This is a genomic window from Thermomicrobiales bacterium, assembly GCA_041390825.1.
Classification (GTDB): Bacteria; Chloroflexota; Chloroflexia; order Thermomicrobiales; family UBA6265; genus JAMLHN01.
On sequence record JAWKPF010000033.1, the window covers coordinates 1 to 16,837 of the forward strand.

14 protein-coding genes, 1 tRNA gene and 1 pseudogene are annotated in these 16,837 nt (G+C 62.1%); 10 read left to right on the forward strand and 6 right to left on the reverse strand.

Annotation, left to right across the window (positions count from 1 at the left end; genetic code table 11):
* Positions 1 to 148: 148 nt before the first annotated feature.
* A tRNA-Leu gene (locus R2855_15925) sits at positions 149 to 229 on the reverse strand.
* Between the two features lie 89 nt (positions 230 to 318).
* On the opposite strand from R2855_15925, the gene R2855_15930 reads away from it, so the two are divergent.
* From R2855_15930 to R2855_15955, 6 genes are all read left to right on the forward strand, one after another.
* Entirely contained in the window at positions 319 to 1,839 is a 1,521-nt protein-coding gene (locus R2855_15930) for an aldehyde dehydrogenase family protein (GenBank protein ID MEZ4532482.1), read from the forward strand.
* 219 nt (positions 1,840 to 2,058) lie between these two features.
* The gene (locus R2855_15935) at positions 2,059 to 3,000 is read left to right on the forward strand and encodes a MoxR family ATPase (GenBank protein ID MEZ4532483.1); all 942 of its coding nucleotides are present in this window, start codon (positions 2,059 to 2,061) and stop codon (positions 2,998 to 3,000) included.
* On the forward strand, positions 2,984 to 4,414 hold the full coding sequence (locus R2855_15940; protein ID MEZ4532484.1) for a VWA domain-containing protein: 1,431 nt from the start codon (positions 2,984 to 2,986) through the stop codon (positions 4,412 to 4,414). Before R2855_15935 ends, R2855_15940 begins: the two co-directional genes overlap by 17 nt.
* Complete coding sequence (locus tag R2855_15945; protein ID MEZ4532485.1) at positions 4,389 to 4,706, forward strand: XdhC family protein; 318 nt, start codon at positions 4,389 to 4,391, stop codon at positions 4,704 to 4,706. The genes R2855_15940 and R2855_15945 overlap by 26 nt, the downstream gene beginning before the upstream one ends.
* Complete coding sequence (locus R2855_15950) at positions 4,703 to 5,482, forward strand: XdhC/CoxI family protein (GenBank protein ID MEZ4532486.1); 780 nt, start codon at positions 4,703 to 4,705, stop codon at positions 5,480 to 5,482. Before R2855_15945 ends, R2855_15950 begins: the two co-directional genes overlap by 4 nt.
* Before the next feature lie 2 nt (positions 5,483 to 5,484).
* On the forward strand, positions 5,485 to 6,084 hold the full coding sequence (locus R2855_15955; protein ID MEZ4532487.1) for a nucleotidyltransferase family protein: 600 nt from the start codon (positions 5,485 to 5,487) through the stop codon (positions 6,082 to 6,084).
* A gap of 186 nt (positions 6,085 to 6,270) precedes the next feature.
* On the opposite strand, the gene R2855_15960 is transcribed toward R2855_15955, so the two are convergent.
* Positions 6,271 to 7,647, reverse strand: coding sequence for an aspartate aminotransferase family protein (locus R2855_15960; GenBank protein MEZ4532488.1), 1,377 nt, complete (start codon positions 7,645 to 7,647; stop codon positions 6,271 to 6,273).
* Between the two features lie 140 nt (positions 7,648 to 7,787).
* Here R2855_15960 and R2855_15965 point away from each other — a divergent pair.
* The 3 genes and pseudogenes from R2855_15965 to def all read left to right on the forward strand — a co-directional run bounded on the left by R2855_15965 (position 7,788) and on the right by def (position 11,915).
* Positions 7,788 to 8,782 (forward strand): annotated as a pseudogene (locus R2855_15965) (D-cysteine desulfhydrase family protein).
* Positions 8,783 to 8,823: 41 nt separating this feature from the next.
* Positions 8,824 to 11,289, forward strand: coding sequence for a primosomal protein N' (gene priA / locus R2855_15970; GenBank protein MEZ4532489.1), 2,466 nt, complete (start codon positions 8,824 to 8,826; stop codon positions 11,287 to 11,289).
* Between the two features lie 95 nt (positions 11,290 to 11,384).
* Positions 11,385 to 11,915: a peptide deformylase gene (gene def / locus R2855_15975; GenBank protein MEZ4532490.1), complete on the forward strand. Its 531-nt coding sequence runs from the start codon at positions 11,385 to 11,387 to the stop codon at positions 11,913 to 11,915.
* A 69-nt stretch (positions 11,916 to 11,984) separates the two neighbouring features.
* Here the strand turns inward: def and R2855_15980 are convergent, their stop codons facing one another.
* Complete coding sequence (locus R2855_15980; protein MEZ4532491.1) at positions 11,985 to 12,944, reverse strand: carbohydrate-binding family 9-like protein; 960 nt, start codon at positions 12,942 to 12,944, stop codon at positions 11,985 to 11,987.
* Positions 12,945 to 12,948: 4 nt separating this feature from the next.
* Positions 12,949 to 13,581 carry a guanylate kinase gene (gmk, locus tag R2855_15985; GenBank protein ID MEZ4532492.1) on the reverse strand — a complete coding sequence of 211 codons (633 nt, stop codon included), beginning with the start codon at positions 13,579 to 13,581 and terminating at the stop codon, positions 12,949 to 12,951.
* An 83-nt stretch (positions 13,582 to 13,664) separates the two neighbouring features.
* Here gmk and R2855_15990 point away from each other — a divergent pair, with 83 nt between their 5' ends.
* Entirely contained in the window at positions 13,665 to 15,461 is a 1,797-nt protein-coding gene (locus R2855_15990; GenBank protein MEZ4532493.1) for an NFACT RNA binding domain-containing protein, read from the forward strand.
* On the opposite strand, the gene tatC is transcribed toward R2855_15990, so the two are convergent.
* Both tatC and acpP read right to left on the reverse strand, forming a co-directional pair.
* On the reverse strand, positions 15,438 to 16,259 hold the full coding sequence (gene tatC, locus R2855_15995) for a twin-arginine translocase subunit TatC (GenBank protein MEZ4532494.1): 822 nt from the start codon (positions 16,257 to 16,259) through the stop codon (positions 15,438 to 15,440). The two genes, R2855_15990 and tatC, sit on opposite strands and share 24 nt — an antisense overlap.
* 183 nt (positions 16,260 to 16,442) lie before the next feature.
* The gene (gene acpP / locus R2855_16000; GenBank protein MEZ4532495.1) at positions 16,443 to 16,676 is read right to left on the reverse strand and encodes an acyl carrier protein; all 234 of its coding nucleotides are present in this window, start codon (positions 16,674 to 16,676) and stop codon (positions 16,443 to 16,445) included.
* Between the last annotated feature and the right edge of the window lie 161 nt (positions 16,677 to 16,837).

Genomic DNA, 16,837 nt, shown 5'->3' on the forward strand with positions numbered 1-16,837 from the left:
ACAGGCGCGATAGCTCGTCGAGAAAGCCCGCGCGTTCGAGAAGCTGGATGTTCGTCATCCGGATCGGCCCAGTGGTGACGCGAACACGCGGTGGATCCAGTCTGGATCGCAACCGCGCCGTTAGGTATCGGGACCTCGATGTGCGTAGTGCCGGGAGGGGGATTCGAACCCCCACGGGTTGCCCCGTCGCATTTTGAGTGCGATGCGTCTGCCATTTCGCCACCCCGGCCAGGTGGTTGGCTGAATTCTAGCCGATCTCTGGCAGTGCTACCCTTGCGGTCGAAACGGATAAGCGACTACCCCTCAGGGAGCACGACGATGAGCGCCACTGCAAGCAAGACCGAGGTCCTGAACCCCCTTCTCATCATCGACGGAAAGGAAGTGTCAGCAGCCGACGGCGCGACCTTCGAGACCGTGAGTCCCACCACCAATGCGGCCATCGGGGTCGTGCCCAAAGCAGGGAAAGCGGATGCAGTCGCGGCTATCGAAGCAGCTCACCGGGCGTTCGAGCAGGGGCCCTGGAGCCGATTCACTCCGCTGGAACGGTCGAGGGCGTTGCACAAGATGGCGCAAATCCTGCGCGAGCGGATCGACGAAATCAGCGTGCTGGAAACAATGAACTCTGGCAAGATCATTGTCGAGTCCCGTGGCGATGTCGTCTCGTCCGCGAACTGTTTCGAATACTACGGCAACCTGGCTGGGCAAATCTGGGGCGACCAGATTCCCATGAACGGCCCGTTGCTGGACTACACCGTGCGCGAGCCGTACGGCGTCTGCTCACAGATCATTCCGTGGAATTTCCCGCTGCTGATGGCAGCTTGGAAAGTAGCTCCTGCTCTGGCCGCCGGAAACACCGTGGTGCTCAAACCGGCGAGCGCAACTCCGTTGACCGCGCTCATGTTGGGGCAGATTGCGCTCGAGGCCGGGATCCCAGCAGGGGTGCTCAACGTCATCACCGGTCCGGGCAAGGAACTGGGCGAGACCTTGACCACGCACCCCCTGGTGGAAAAGGTGGCGTTCACCGGCGAGACCGAGACCGGCCGCGAGATCATGCGCGCCGCGGCCGGCACGATCAAGAAGGTCACGCTGGAACTCGGCGGCAAAAGCCCGAATATCGTCTTCCCCGATGCGGACCTCGACGAAGCGGTGAACGGATCGCTCTTCGCGATCTTCACAAATGCCGGCCAGCGCTGCACGGCAAGGACGCGGCTCTTCTTGCACACCTCGATCTACGACGAGTTCCTCGCGACGTACGTCGAAAAGGTGAGCCGAATCCGTGTGGGTGATCCCCTCGACTGGGATACGCAGATGGGGCCGGTCATCAGCAAAGCGCAGCAGAGCAAGGTGCTGGAGTATTGCGAATACGCGGTCGAAGACGGAGCGGAGTTGTTGCACGGTGGCCGGAAAGTGCCGTCCTCGGAGCTTCGCGCGGGCAACTTCGTGGAACCGACCGTTTTTGGCAAGGTCTCACCGGACATGCGGCTCGCTCAGAACGAGGTCTTCGGACCGGTGCTGGCCGTCATCCCGTTTACGACCGAAGACGAGGTGGTCGCGGCCGCGAATAGCACGATCTTCGGATTGGCCGCCACGATCTGGACGAACGACATCAAGCGCGCCCATACGTTGGCCCGGCGAATCAAGTCCGGCAACGTGAGCATCAACTTCCCAACGGTCAATCCGCCAGAAGCCCCATTTGGCGGGTTCAAGCAGAGCGGCATCGGCCGCGAGCTCAGCCGGTACGGGTTGGACCTGTACACCCAGGTCAAGAACGTCGTGGTCAACCTGAATCCCGAGCCGTTCGACTGGTACGGCCGATGGCCGAGCGACCCACGAGGGTAGCCTGTCCGACAAGGTAGCAGCGGACTGGACGCTCAGCGAGTTCGAATTCATATCTGATCCAGGCCATGCCGACACGGAGAAATGGCCCTGTGCGCTGCACGCCACCTCGTGCGGGCTGGATTGTCGATGGCAGCCAACTGTCAACTGCGGGATACTTTCAGGTACGTCGTTCGCAACGCGCGCGAATGATTCCGCATTGCCAATCAGGGTGATCGACCTTTGAGCACGACTACATCACTTTTGCATGCCCATGCTGGCCGGACGTTCGACTCGGTCGATGCCCTCGAATCCGCGCTCCGTGCCGAGAAATACATCGCCGACCGGTCGCTGGCTACGACGCTCTACCTAATGCTGCAGATGCGCAAGCCGCTGTTGCTGGAAGGCGAAGCCGGCGTCGGCAAGACCGAGATCGCCAAGGTGCTCGCGACGATTCTCGACACCCCATTGATCCGGCTCCAATGCTATGAGGGTCTCGACGCGAACGCGGCCATCTACGAGTGGGACTACCCGCGGCAGATGCTCTATCTGCAAACCATCGAGGCTACCGGCGATATCAGCCGTGAGCAGGCCCGGCGCGACCTCTTTTCCGAAGAGTTCTTGCTCAAGCGGCCCTTGCTGCAAGCAATCGACGCGGCGCACGAAAAGTCTCCGGTCCTGCTCATCGACGAGGTCGACCGGGCCGATCAGGAGCTGGAAGCGTTCCTGCTCGAGTTGCTGTCTGACTTCCAGGTGACCGTCCCGGAACTCGGCACCATTCGCGCCGAGCATGTGCCGATCGTTGTCCTCACGTCGAACCGCACGCGGGAAATTCACGATGCGCTCAAGCGCCGCTGTCTCTACTACTGGATCGATTTCCCGACCTACGAGAAAGAGTTCAGCATCCTCTCCGCCAAGGTGCCGGACGCACCGGAGAAGCTGGCGACACAGATCTGCACCTTCACGCAAGGATTGCGCGAGGTCGATCTCTTCAAGTCGCCGGGAATGGCGGAGACGCTCGATTGGGCGCATGCCTTGCTGGCGTTGGGCTCCAACTCCCTGAATCCGCAGGCTGTCGACGACACCCTGGGTGTCATCCTGAAGTATCAGGAGGATGTCGACCGGGTGCGTGGAGATATTGCCGAGACCCTCGTGGAACGAGCCGAACGTGGAATCCCAGCCTAGATGGAGCTACCTCGAGCGAACGCCGAGCTCCTCGACACTTAGCTCGAATCTCCTGACGCTCGGTCGAGACCTGCGCAGCGCCGGCATGAATATCGGCTCCGGGCAGATCATCAACCTGGTGGAAGCTGTATCCGCCATCGATTGCCGGCGCAGGGACGACTTCTATTCCGCGGCGAAGACCACGCTGGTCACTTCGCCGGAGCAGATCCCGGTCTTCGATCTGGCGTTCTCTCGCTTCTGGCGGCGGCTTCTGAAGCCCGATGTCGCGACTGATGAGCTCTTCGAGCGGCACGAATTCGACATGCCGCCCGCGCCCAGCGATCAGGCCGAGCAGGCCCAGGCGAGCAAGAAGCAGGCTGCCGACAACGCCGCAAGCGCCAAGAAAGAGCGCGCGGTGGTTGCAGTCGAGGATTCCGAGGACCAGACGAGCGAAGACCAGCAGGATCTCGACGCGCTTCCCGAGGACGTCATCGTTTTCAGCGCGCGCGAGGTGCTGAAGAAGAAGGACTTCGCCCAATTTACTCCTGATGAGATCGCCGAGGCGCGGCGTCTGATCGCCAGCATGAACTGGCGGCTCGGAACGCGTGAGACCCGCCGCAAGGAGAAATCCAGCTCCGGAGATTTCATCGACTACCGCCGGACGCTCCGGCAGAGCATGAAACACGGCGGCGTTCCGATCGAGCTCAAGCGCCGGCGCAACAAGGTGAAGATGCGTCCGCTCGTGCTCATCTGCGATATCAGCGGCTCGATGGACCGGTATTCTCGTCTCTTGCTGCAGTTCGTGCATGCCATGGAGCAGGGGCTCGAGAACGTGGAAGTTTTCGTGTTCAGCACCCGGCTCACACGCATCACGCGGGAGCTGCGCAAGAAGAACGTCGATGACGCCATCGAGCAAGTGGTCAACTCGGTCCACGATTGGTCCGGGGGCACGCGTATCGGTGAGTCGATCAAGACATTCAACTATGAGTGGAGCCGGCGTGTGCTGCGTTCGGGAGCGACCGTCGTGATGATCTCGGATGGATGGGATCGTGGCGATCCGCAGCTCCTTGCGACCGAGATGGCGCGACTGCAGCGTTCGTGTCGGCGCCTGATCTGGCTGAACCCGCTCCTCGGAGCGCCCGGGTATCAGCCGCTCACGCAGGGGATCCGCGCGGCCTTGCCGTTTGTGGATGCCTTTCTGCCAATTCACAATCTCAAGAGCCTGGAAGCGCTGGCCGAGCTTCTCAGTGACGTCGAAGACACGCCGCCGGTGCGCGCAAACCGCAGCATCCAGCCGGCGTCGGCCGATTCGCAAGCACTCAAGCCATTCGTAACTGCCCGGGGCCAATTGGCTGTCAACATCGGGCCGATGATGGATGGCAAACCCTTGTCACAGGGAGGAAGAAAACGTGAAAGAACTGCTGCACGACATTGACCAGTGGCATGCCAACGGCAGCAAGGTGGCAATCGCGACGGTCGTCAAGGTAGAGGGATCCGCGCCTCGGCCCGTTGGGGCGGCCATGGCCGTGTCCAGTGACGGAGATCTGGCCGGATCGGTGAGCGGTGGCTGCGTCGAGACCGCGGTCTTCGACGAGGCGCAAGAGGTCATCAAGTCAGGGCGGCCGAAGTTGGTCCGCTATGGCATTACTGACGAAATGGCGTGGGACGTTGGCCTCGCCTGCGGTGGGACCATCGAGGTCTTTGTCGAGCCGGTCACGATCGAATGAACGACGCAGCCGCGGTCTTTGCCTCGGTCAGAAACGCGATTGCGGGGTCGATTCCGGTCGCCGTGGTGACGGTGGTCAAGGGCGAAGGCGCCGGCCAGAAATTGGCTGTTCTGAAGGATGACGTTATCGGGACCCTGGGGTCATCCTCTCTGGACGAATTCGCGATTCCGGAGGCCCGCCGGTTGCTCGACGACGAGCGCTCGCTCACGCAGACGTTCACGACCGATCGAGGCGAGGTCGACCTCTTTTTCGAATCGTTCCCACCCCCGCCAACGCTTCTGATCTTCGGGGCCGTCCATGTCGCGCAGTCCCTGGCGACCTTCGGCAAGCTGCTTGGTTTCCGGGTAATCGTCACCGACGCGCGCGCCAAGCTGCTCACACCAGAGCGCTTCCCAACAGCCGACGAGCTGATCCAGGGTTGGCCGGAGGATGCGATCGTGCAGACGCCAATCGACCGGAATACCTATGTCGCGATCCTGACCCACGATCCCAAGTTCGACGAGCCCGCGCTCATGGGCACGCTTTCCACGGATGCGCGGTATATCGGCGCTGTCGGCAGCCGAAAGACGAGCGCGGACCGCCGGGTGCGCTTGATAGAGGCGGGAGCCACCGAGGAACAACTCGCTCGGATTCGTGGGCCGATCGGACTCAACATCGGGGCCAGCACACCCGAAGAGATGGCGATTTCCATCCTTGCCGAGATCATCGCGGTGCGGCACGGACGCGACGGCACTCCGCTCACGAGCGCCACGGGCAATATTCGCGCTCGCGTCTAGCAATGCAACACGAGTCCGGGGTTTCCGCCGCAATTCTGGCGGCCGGGTTCTCCCGGCGGCTCGGGCGACCGAAGCAACTGTTGGAACTGCGTGGAAAGCCGCTCGTGCAGTGGGCGATCGACGCCGCGCAAGGGGCGGATGTTTCCGAAGTGCTGGTCATCCTGGGGGAATCGGCGCCGGACATCCTGGAGCGCATCGAGCTCGGAGATGCCCGCGCAGTCATCAATGACCGTGCAGTCGAAGGACAAAGCACGTCGATCGTTGCCGCGATTGCCTCGGCCGATCCGCTCCGCTCCGGGACGCTCCTCATGCTTGGCGATCAACCGGGTGTCACTGCCGAGGATTTGCAGAGAGTGCTTGCCGCATTCGATGACGCCCCTGATTCGATTGCGATGGCTTCGTGGCAAGGCGAGGCGCGCAGTCCGGTCGTTTTCGGGCGGGCATACGACCGCGAGCTCATGCAGCTGACTGGCGACACCGGCGCGCGCCAAGTCGTTCGAGCGCATCGAGACCGGGTGCGGTTTGTCGAGTTCGATCGACCAGTGCCGATCGATATCGACACAGTAGAGGACTATCGACGTCTCCTTTCCGAGAGGCCGTGACTCGCGGATGCGGAATCCGATTGGACACCCATAGACGCCCCACGATCGCTCCGTGCGGACCCGACGTTGAAACACTGGGCCGTACCCCTTGGTGATCGTCCGGACTCCGGATTGATCCTCGGCTCGGAAAGGGATAGGCGGAGCCATCTGGCCCCGCCCATCTGACGCCGGATCGTTTCGCTGGATCTACAGAAGACCGTCCGCCTGGAGTCTCGTGAGCGACTTGTCGAAGGCGTCGATTGTGTGGTCGATATCGCCTTCGGTGTGCGCGATGCTCAGCAAGCCGCCCCCGTTGAAGAGGTCCACTCCCTCGATCGCCATCGCGATCGCCAACGGGGTGTTCAAACCCGCCTTGCCACTCGCCTTGAGCACGTCGGTCGCGATTCCCTCCGGGGCGCGCAGGTCGCCGGCGGTGCGATTCGGCACCTTGTGGCCCAGAATCACGTGCCAGACCGAGGACTCACCCCAGGCGCAACCGTCGACACCGCGATTCTCCAGGACCGTGTTGATTCCGGAGCGGAGGCGCGCGGTCAGGTCGTCGCAATAGATCTGGATTTCCGGGTTGGCGCAGATCCCAAGGCAGGTGTAGCCCGCAGTTGCCGCAACAGGGTTGCCGTTATAGGTCCCCGGGTGGATGACCTTCTTGGTGGCATTCCAGCCTGGCTCGTCCTTGAAGACCAGCCCTTCCATAATGTCCGCCCGGCCCGCGACAGCGCCGCCAGGGAAGCCTCCCGCCAGAATCTTCGCCATTGTTGTGAGATCGGGGATGATTCCGAAGCGACCCTGGGCGCCGCCTGGCGACCAGCGGAACCCGGTGATCACTTCGTCGAAGATCAGGATCGTGTTGGTGCGCGTCGCAATCTCGCGCAGATCCCTCAGAAAATCCGCTTCCATTGGGATTTGTCCCCAGGACCCGCCGCTCGGTTCGGCAATGATGGCGGCAATGTCGCCCTGGGCCAGCCGCTCTTCGACCATGCCAAGATCGTCCTGTGGCAGGACGGCCACCGTTCGGCCGACCTCGTCAGGGACACCCGGGTTGGATGGGCTCTCGAACGGTGGCTTCTCGCCTTTGATCAGATAGTCGTTCCAGCCATGAAAATGGCCCTCGAACTTCAGGATGCTCGGCTTGCCGGAGTAGGCGCGCGCCAGGCGCATCGCCAGCAGGGTGGCTTCGGTGCCGGAAGCAGTGAAGCGCACCAGTTGGGCCGAGGGAATCAGCTCGATGACCTTCTCAGCCCACTTGATCTCTGCCTCGTGACCCGCACCGAAATGTGTGCCTTTCGATGACGCTTCGTGTACGGCGGTCATGACTTCGGGGTTGTTGTGCCCAAGAATCAGCGAACCGTGGCCCATTGCATAGTCGATCAGGCGATTGCCATCGACGTCCCACTTGTATGCGCCCTCGGCGCGATCGACATAGATCGGGAAGGGTTTGATGTATCGCCCATCATGCGCAATTCCACCCGCCAGCGCGCCACGAGCGCGCTCGTGCATCCGCTTCGAGCCGGCAAACCGGTCCTCGTATTCCCCGATCAAACCGGGTTCGACTGCCGATTGCACCATCTTTCGAACTCCCTGGACGAACTCGTGCGAATATCACGTCTCAGTATAGAGTCGGTTTGCGGCTCTCGGACCGAGGTCCCCGTATCGATATCGCGAGGAGACATGCGGCTTTGGGCACAGAGAACAATTTCCGGGAAGCATTGGCGGCCTTTCCACGGTTTCCCCTGACATTTCTTCCAACGCCGCTGCAGCGCGCGCGCAACCTCGAGCGGGCGCTCGGCGCCCGTGCACCGCAGATTTGGATCAAGCGGGATGACATGACCGGTCTGGCGTACGGCGGCAACAAGTCCCGCAAGCTGGAATACCTGACCGGCGACGCATTGGAGAAGGGAGCGACCGTGCTGATCAGCGAAGGCGCGGCGCAATCCAACCATGCTCGGCAGACCGCTGCGGCGGCGTCCCTGGCCGGGATGCGCTGCGTGCTGGTGCTCGACACGCGGCGAGGTTCCGAGCTTACCGGAAATCTGTTGCTCGACCGGCTGCTCGGAGCGGAGGTGCGATTGGTCGCGGGATCGGAGCAGCGCAAGCCGGAAATGGCGCGTGTGTTTGCCGATCTCGAGGCCAGGGAGAGCGACCGTACCTGGTTCCAACGGGCGGCAGCGTTCCCATCGGAGCGCTGGGCTATGTGAACTGCGTTTTCGAGCTCCAGGACCAGCTCGACGCGCTTGGACTCCAGCCAACGCGGCTCTACTTTCCGACGGGATCGCAGGGAACCCAGGCCGGTCTCGTGGCGGGCGCGATGCTCGCGGGAGCGTCGTTTGAGGTGCGAGGAGTGGCTGTAGAGGGAACCTGGGAGGAACTCTCCGCCGAATGCGTGCCACTGACGAACGAGACACTCGCCCTGTTGGGCGCAGACGAACGGGTGAGCCAGCAGCAAATCGTCATCGACGATAGGCATGTTGGGGCGGGCTACGCGATTCCCACCGACGACGGTATGGAAGCCATCGGCATGCTGGCCCGTACCGAAGCCATCGTGCTCGATCCGGTCTATACCGGAAAAGCGCTCGCCGGTTTGATCGCGGATGTCCTCGCTGGCGACGTTGGGCCGGACGAATCGATTGTTTACCTGCACACTGGCGGCGGGCCATCGGTGTTTGCGAACATCGATGCCTATGCTCAGCTCCTTGACAGATAGGAACATTTGTTCTGTGTCGTAATGCGGTGTAGGCTGCGTGCATGACGGACCAGCGGTTCCTCTATGCCGATATTGCTCCACCGTCTGCCGCAGTCACGGGTGACGGAATCTACACGTACGCGGTGCCGGAGAAGCTCCAGCGCGTGCTCGAGATTGGGCAACTCGTGCGCGTGCCGTTGCGTCGCCGGCTGGAGCCCGGCATCGTCACGCGCCTACACGATGTGACTCCGGACTTCGAGCTGCGGCCGGTCGACTCGATCGTCGAGCCGGAATTCGTGCTTCCGGCCTGGGCGATGGAGGTTGCTGAGTGGATGGCCGCTACCACTCGCTGCGGTTTCTACGACGCAGCCCAGCCGTTTCTTCCGCCAGGTGAGCTGCATGCATCGGAGCCGTGGATCCGAATTGTTCCCGGAGCCGTCCCAAAGCCGGATGAGTTGACCCAGCTTCAATCGCGCGTGATCGAGATGCTCGGCGAGCGGTCGTCGATGTCGCTTGCCGATGCGAGGAGAAGAGCAGGAAGCAGACTGACCTCGGTGATCCCCGAGCTGGAACGGCTCGGGTTGGTGGAACGCTTCAATCGACCAATCGATCGGATTCCCGCCGAACGGACGGAACGGTTGATTCGGGTGCACTCGACCGACGAGAAAATTGCCGGCCGCTCTGCCAAGCAACGCAAGACGCTGGAACAGCTGCGGCAACAGTCGCGCCTCTCCCGCACAGCTGATCTTCCGCTGCTGCGCTATCGCGACGTCATCGCGCTGGAAGGAGTCGATGGCGCGAGTCTCCGCGCGCTCGCTGAAAAAGGGGCAATCGAGTTCATCGAGCTGCCGATTTCGATGTACGAGCGTGAGGTGGAACCGTCGAGTCCGCCGCTCTTGTCGCGCGCGCAAGCGGTGGCCTGGCACGACATCGAACGCCAGCTGCAACGCCGGTCGGCGCGTCCGATGCTCGTCCATGGGGTCACGGGGAGCGGCAAGACGGAGCTCTATCTGCGCGCGGCTGCCTGGAGTGAGCGCGAAGGACTCGGTACGGTCGTCCTGGTGCCAGAGATTGCGCTCGCAACGCAGGTCGTGCGCCGTTTCGAGGAGCGGTTTCCCGGCCGGGTCGCGGTCATTCATTCCGAACTGAGCGATAGCGACCGATACGCCACCTGGAATGCCATTGCGCGCGGCGAACGCTCGATCGTGGTCGGACCGCGGTCGGCGCTGTTCGCGCCCGTTCCCAAGCTTGGCGCAATCGTGATCGACGAGGAGCAGGACAGCGCCTACAAACAGGACACGATTCCGCGGTATCAGGCGATCCGGCTCGCGCACAAACTGGCGCAAACGCGTGGCGCGTCGCTGATCCTGGGCAGCGCGACTCCATCGGTCGAGACGTTCTATGCGGCGAGACGTGGCGCCTTTACCCTGGTGTCGCTCCCGGATCGGGTTGGGTATTCACCTGGCGGTCTGGACAACGAGCAGCGCGATCGCATTCTGGAGATGCCGGATGTCGATATTGTCGATATGCGGCATGAGGTGAAAGCGACTGGCGCCGCCCTCATCTCGAGCCCGCTGCAAGAACTGATCGGCTCGTCGCTCGAGCGCGCTGAGCAGTCGATCATTCTGCTCAATCGGCGCGGCATGTCGACGATTGTGATTTGCCGGGTCTGTACCCGATCGATCGACTGCCCACATTGCGACATTCCGCTCGTTTACCACCGGGATATGCAGCGGCTGCTGTGCCATCGCTGCGGATTCCAGATGCGCCCGGTGCAACGCTGTCCGGAATGCGACGGGCCGCTCGACTACTTCGGGGCCGGTACGCAGCGAATCGAAGCGGAAGCGGCGAGGCTCTTTCCCGGCGCACGCGTCATGCGGGTCGATCGCGACTCCATTCGGCGCCTGGGCGGATATGACTCCACCATCCGTCGCATTCAACGTGGCGATGTCGATATCGTCGTCGGCACCCAGATCGTCGCCAAGGGACTCGACTTCCCCCGTGTGACCGCGGTCGGTGTGGTGCAAGCAGATAGCGCCCTCTACTTGCCCGACTTTCGATCGGCAGAGCGGACGTTCCAGCTGCTCACCCAGGTTGCCGGACGGGCTGGCCGGCGTTCTACACGGGGACGTGTGGTTGTCCAGACCTACACACCCCGCCACTACGCCATTCAGGCGGCCGCAAAGCACGACTACACGGGCTTCTATGAACGCGAGATCGAGTTTCGGGCACAGCAACGGTATCCACCGTTTTCACGCTTGATCCGTCTCTCGATGCGCGACCGATCCGACGAAACGTGCCGCGAGGAAGGGGAAACACTCGCTGCTGAGATCAACGACGTGATCCGGGCGAACGGGTTCGAGGCGGAGGTGTTCGGGCCGGCGCCGGCCTTCGTCGCCAAGATTCGCGATACCTACCAATGGCAGATCATCGTTCGGGGCGAAGTCACTGGATTCGCTGACCTCATCTCCGCAATCCCGCTGCGGGCGCCCTGGACCATCGATGTCGACCCGCAGAGCCTGTTGTGAGGTATTGAGCCTCGTCCGAACGTCGGCGATACTTGAACCTGCATGTGCCGGGCGGCGCGCCTGCGCTGAGATACGACGAAACGATTCTGAAAACCATGGCGAAACTGGACATTGTGCTCGAGGGCGACCCGCGTCTTCGGCAAAAGGCGACGCGCATCAAACATGTCGATGAGGGGTTGCGAAAGATCGCGGCGGATATGCACGAGACGATGGACGCCGCGCCCGGAGTTGGGTTGGCGGGGCCACAGATCGGGTTGATGCGCCGCATCATCGTGGTTCATGTTGCGAAGGACGAAGAAGAGGACCAGGAAGAAGTGCGCCTGACCTTGATCGACCCGGAGATCGTCAAGGCGCAAGGAAGAGTGACTGGACAAGAGGGCTGCCTGAGTATTCCGCTCTGGGTCGGCGATGTTCCGCGGGCCGAGTCGATTACAGTCAAGGCGATCGATCTGGACAACAAGCACATCCGCATGAAGGCCAAGGGCTTTCTGGCGCGTGTCATTCAGCACGAGATCGACCATCTCGACGGCATTCTCTTCGTCGACCGGGTGGAGGACCGTTCGACCCTGTTCAAGGTCTCCGAGGAAGAGCTCTCCAAGGAGGAGTACGCCGTCATCGGCGAATAAGGCACCCTGATCGGAACCACGCGTTCGATGCGCAGACTCGATGGGTCGTCGACTGTGAGGAGTCGGAAGCTACGGCACGCGCCAGCGCAACTCGTGATCGATCGAGCAATGTCCCAGTCGGGCCTCGAACATGGTGCTGGTCGCTTCCAGTTCGAGGCCGGGGATGTCGAACCCGAGTGCGTCTAGGTCCTCGGTGAATCGACCGGTCGACTGCCGGTGCGCCTGCTCCGCCTCCCAGACGTCCAACAACGCCATCCGCTCATCCCATTCTTCGAGCGGGCGCACCTCCGGCAGGTCGGTCGTGCGGTCGGAGAACTGCAACACTCCCCACCATTCCGGGCGGTGCATATCGATCGCATGTTGTGGCGACCAAACCCAGTTGTACTCAGGGGTGTCCGGGGGCTTGCGATAGGCGCCGTCGATCACCGAATGCTGCCACTCGACCCGGGAAAAATTGATGCGCCACTGATCGCCGTCTCTGGGAGGGCAGGGCACCCCGGCGACATCGCGCAGGCTCGCCCACGGGATGGCAATCTCGACGGTCCATGCAATGTCGATATCGGAAGGATCGTTCAGCGTCCCGTCGATCGCGATTGCGGTGCGAACGCCCGCGAACTCCCAGCCCGAGATCGGCATACCCCCTGAACGGTAGGGGTGCGTAAGCAGCAGATCCCAGGTGGTATTAAGTGGATTGACCTCCAATTCGACGTAATGATGACCACGCCCGGAAGGGTCCAGGAAGACCTCGAAGTCATTGTCGTGATAGATCACCGCATCGTGCTGCGTAATCGTGCCCCAAACATGGGGCTCATCGAGCCGTGCGCCGATGTAGAGCGCATCGTCGTCCCAGAGCATGCGCATCCGGGTGTCGAACAGGGGAGCGGGTTTTCGGTCGCCTTCGATATCGACAAACAGCTCGCTCCAGGGAGCGTGGCCCCAGATCGCCTCGTCGAGGGTCCCATCGAGCGTGGGTGGCGCGACTGCTCGGGGGCAGACATATCCGCGTGGTCGAGGGCGGTCGTCGCGCATCTGACTAGACCGTCGGGGACTGTTGCCTGGTGCGCAAACGTTCGGCCCGGATGATCGCCTCGATCTCACCGGTGGCCTGCTCGTGACGGTCGAACTCGTTGAAGACAAAATAGTCGAACTCGAGCGCCATCGGAAGCTCCGACTCGGCTTCGCCGAACCGCCGCATCAGGTCTTCCGGATTGTCGGTTTTTCGGTGTCGTAGCTGATGAAGGAGCTGAGACATCGAACCTGGGGAGACGAAGATGACGATCGCTTCCGGCCAGCGTTCCTTGATCGTCGCGGCTCCCTGCACATCGACCTTGAGCAGCACGTCCTGGCCACGCTCCAACGCGTGCCGAATCTGGTTGCGGGGCACACCATACGGTTTGCCGTAGACCTGCGCCGATTCCATGAACTCGTCGTTTGCGAGTCGTTCCAGGAAGGTTTCCGGGTCGAGAAAGAAGTAGTCGACCCCTTCCGCCTCTCCCGGGCGACGCTCGCGAGTGGTTGCGGTGACGGCAACGTGAATCTCAGGGAAGCGCTCGCGCAGGTCTTTGACGATCGTATCCTTGCCCGCGCCGGAAGGACCGGTGATCACGAACAGCTTCGGCTTGCGACGATTGCGCAGATCCGACAGCAACAGATCACCTTCGTTCACAGCAACCCCACCTCAGAAAGTCGTTCGCGCATCTCACCGGCCGATAGAATCATGACCGGTACGACCGGCCACGACGAGGAAGTATGTACGACATCTTGACGACCGCGGCGGTAATCGACGAGCTTTCTGGATCGCTCCCCGGTGGCCGCATCCAGCGGGTCGGGTTGCGCAACGCGCAATCGATCGCGCTGGAAGTCTATCGCGACCGACGACGGCAGCATGTGGTGGCGACGATTGGCGATCCGGAGCCCGCGTTCTACCGATCAGTCGATCCGTTTGCCGTCGATCCCGGTTTGGTCACGCCCTTTTCACTCTTGTTGCGCAAGTACGTGCGCGGCGCCACCCTGCTGGACATCGACCAACCGCCGCTCGAGCGAATCGTGCGGCTGAAGATGGCCAAGCGGTTTTGGGCCCATCATCGCGGCGACGATGAGCCCGACGGAGATGGCGCAGTCGACGACGCGGAAGAGAACCTGCCGTCGGAGGTCATCGAGACAACGCTCGTGATCGAGCTGATGGGCCGGCGCAGCAATGTCATCCTGGTCGACGCCAATGGTCGCGTGATGGACAGCCTGAAGCGCGTGACTCCCAGGATGAGCCGCGTGCGGCCGATCTGGCCGTCGGCCAGCTACGTGCTCCCACCAGCATGGCATGGGCTCGATCCACGCGCCGCGACTCCTGGCGCCATCCGCTTGCTACTCGACGCTGTGCCACGCGATGCCTCGCTTCAGAAGACGCTGGTGGATGGGGTGCAAGGATTCAGTCCTGCAATGGCGTCAGAGGCCGTCTGGCGCGCTGCAGGAGCACAGGACGCTCAGGTGGGCCAGTGCAACCCAACTCCGCTCGCAGATGCCATACAAGCGATCGTAGCGCCGTTGAGGACCAACAGTTGGCAGCCTTGTCTCTATCACGACGGGGACGGCTCGCTCATAGGATATGCGGCCATTCCCTTCCTATCCCTTCAGCAGGAAGGAACCGAGACGCATGTTGACTCGATATCTGCCGTGGTCGACGCCTGGCAGAAGACGGAACTCTCGATCGGCGGCCGTCACGACGGGCGGCGCAACCGCTTGCTGGCACGCATAGCCGAGCGGCGCAGCGCAGTCAACGGCCGGGTTCGTTCTGTCGAGAAGCAGCAGGCCTCCGTGGCCGAGGCAGATCGCTACCGTCGCTGGGGCGAGGCGATCTATGCCAACCTGTGGGAGTTGGTTCCCGGGCAATCCGAGCTCGAGGTCGATGGCGAGCGCATTCCGCTCGACCCGCTTCGTCAGGCGAAGGATGCTGCCGCCGACTATTTCGAGCGATATCGCCGAATGCAGCGCGGTTCCGGAGAGGTCGAGGAGCAACTCGAGGATGCCAGGACCGAGCTCGCGTACCTGGATCAGATCGAGACTATGGCGCTGCTCGCATCGTCATTCGAGGAAATCGAGGGCGTGGTCGCCGAGTGGCAAGCATATGCGGGCGTCGAATCCGGCAAGCCGGAAAGGCGGCGAAAACAGGATCCCGATCGCGTCCGGCCGACGCAGGACCACGAGGGCAACTTGATCTATGTTGGACGTTCCGGGCCACAGAACGATCGTGTGACGTTCGATATCGCCGGCCCGGACGATTGGTGGCTACACGCCCGGGGAGTGCCGGGCTCACATGTGGTCGTGCGAGGCAATGGCCGTGAGCCGTCGAATGAGGCGCTGGAACGTGCGGCTGCGGTGGCGGCGTACTACAGCAAGAGCAGAACGTCTGGCAAGGTCGAAGTCGACATTGCCAGACGCCGTGATGTCCGCAAGATAAAGGGTGCTGGACCTGGAATGGTCACCTATCGCAATGAGCGAACCGTGCTCGTCTCCCCGGCCGATGAATCACGCCTCGAGCGCGGGAAGTGAGTCGTCGATGTTCTCGCCCTTACGTCGCCGTGCGGCGATCTTGGCGAAGATGATTCCGACCTCGTAAAGCAAGTAGATTGGCGCGGCCACGAAGAGCATGTTGAATGGGTCAGGAGTCGGCGTAATGATCGCAGCAGCAATCATTACGATCACCGCCGCATAGCGGCGGGAAGCGGACATTCGTTTCGGGCTGACGATCCCCAAACGAGAAAGCAGGAACATGATGATCGGCAGTTCGAACGCGATTCCCATGCCCAGCGAGACCTGGATGTAGAACGCAGCGATGCTGCCAAACGTCGGGGAATAGTCGAACAGGTCGCTGTTGAAGTTCGAAAGGAACTCGAACGCTCTGGGAATGGCCAGAAAGAACGCGAATGCCGCGCCAGCCAGGAAGAAGACCACCACGAACGGCAAAGAGCCGTAGACGTAGCGTTTCTCCTTGCGCGTCAGGCCAGGCGAAACGAATGCAAAGATTTGATAGAAGATCAAGGGCAGCGCGACCGCGATTGCGATATAGAGCGCGGTCTTGAAGAAGGATGTGATCGGCTCGGTAGCATCGATCACGTCGAACCGCTCGATGTTCGCGTTGTCGCGAACGAGGCCGAGCAATGGTCGTGTGAGAAAGAGACCGCCAATGAAGGCGATGCCAATTCCCACACAGGTCTTGACGAGGCGCGAACGGAGCTCATCGAGGTGCTCCGCGAGCGTCATCTCCTCGAATACGTCCTCGTAGTCCTCATCGTCCTTCCCAGGGAAACTGGGAAGGGGGACTTTTGGCATCTTGATGGCACGAGCCACGAATCGTTACTCCGACGTAGGGCGGACCGGCTGATCGCGTGAAGCAAAGGCGAAACGAAGCCGGAGTGGTTCGGCCGCGACGGTGCGGCAACGCGCAAAGGATACGCGCTGCCGCATTTTCACGTCACGCCCGCCGGGCGTCGAACTCGGGAAATGTGTGTGAGGACGCCCGGAATCGGGGAGTTAGCTGCGCTCGTCGATGAATGCGACGGCGTCGCCAACGGTACGGATCGACTCGGCATCCTCGTCCTTGATCTCGGTGCCGAACTCCTGCTCGAGCGCCATGATGACCTCGACCAGGTCGAGCGAGTCGGCGTTCAAATCGCCAATGAACTCGGAGTCCATGGTGATCGTGTCCTCATCGACACCAAGCCGCTCGGCGACGATAACGCGAACGCGTTCGAAATTGGTTGCCACTCGTACTTCCTCCTCTTGCAAAAAACTGGTCCCGCTTCCGGCCCTGCGGAACGAGACATTTTTCACTTCTCCACATTGTGAAGCGGCCGTCTCGCGTGTGGCGACCAACTGGGCCAGCGCGCAACGACCGTAACGGGCCGATGATACACGAGCGCTTCCCC

What these genes read in the sequence shown, in the direction of transcription:
- R2855_15930 (MEZ4532482.1), top strand. Translation starts at nt 319, where the DNA reads ATGAGCGCCACTGCAAGCAAGACCGAGGTCCTGAACCCCCTTCTCATC.
- R2855_15950 (MEZ4532486.1), top strand. Translation starts at nt 4,703, where the DNA reads ATGAACGACGCAGCCGCGGTCTTTGCCTCGGTCAGAAACGCGATTGCG.
- R2855_15955 (MEZ4532487.1), top strand. Translation starts at nt 5,485, where the DNA reads ATGCAACACGAGTCCGGGGTTTCCGCCGCAATTCTGGCGGCCGGGTTC.
- R2855_15960 (MEZ4532488.1), bottom strand. Translation starts at nt 7,647, where the DNA reads ATGGTGCAATCGGCAGTCGAACCCGGTTTGATCGGGGAATACGAGGAC.
- priA (MEZ4532489.1), top strand. Translation starts at nt 8,824, where the DNA reads ATGACGGACCAGCGGTTCCTCTATGCCGATATTGCTCCACCGTCTGCC.
- def (MEZ4532490.1), top strand. Translation starts at nt 11,385, where the DNA reads ATGGCGAAACTGGACATTGTGCTCGAGGGCGACCCGCGTCTTCGGCAA.
- R2855_15980 (MEZ4532491.1), bottom strand. Translation starts at nt 12,944, where the DNA reads ATGCGCGACGACCGCCCTCGACCACGCGGATATGTCTGCCCCCGAGCA.
- R2855_15990 (MEZ4532493.1), top strand. Translation starts at nt 13,665, where the DNA reads ATGTACGACATCTTGACGACCGCGGCGGTAATCGACGAGCTTTCTGGA.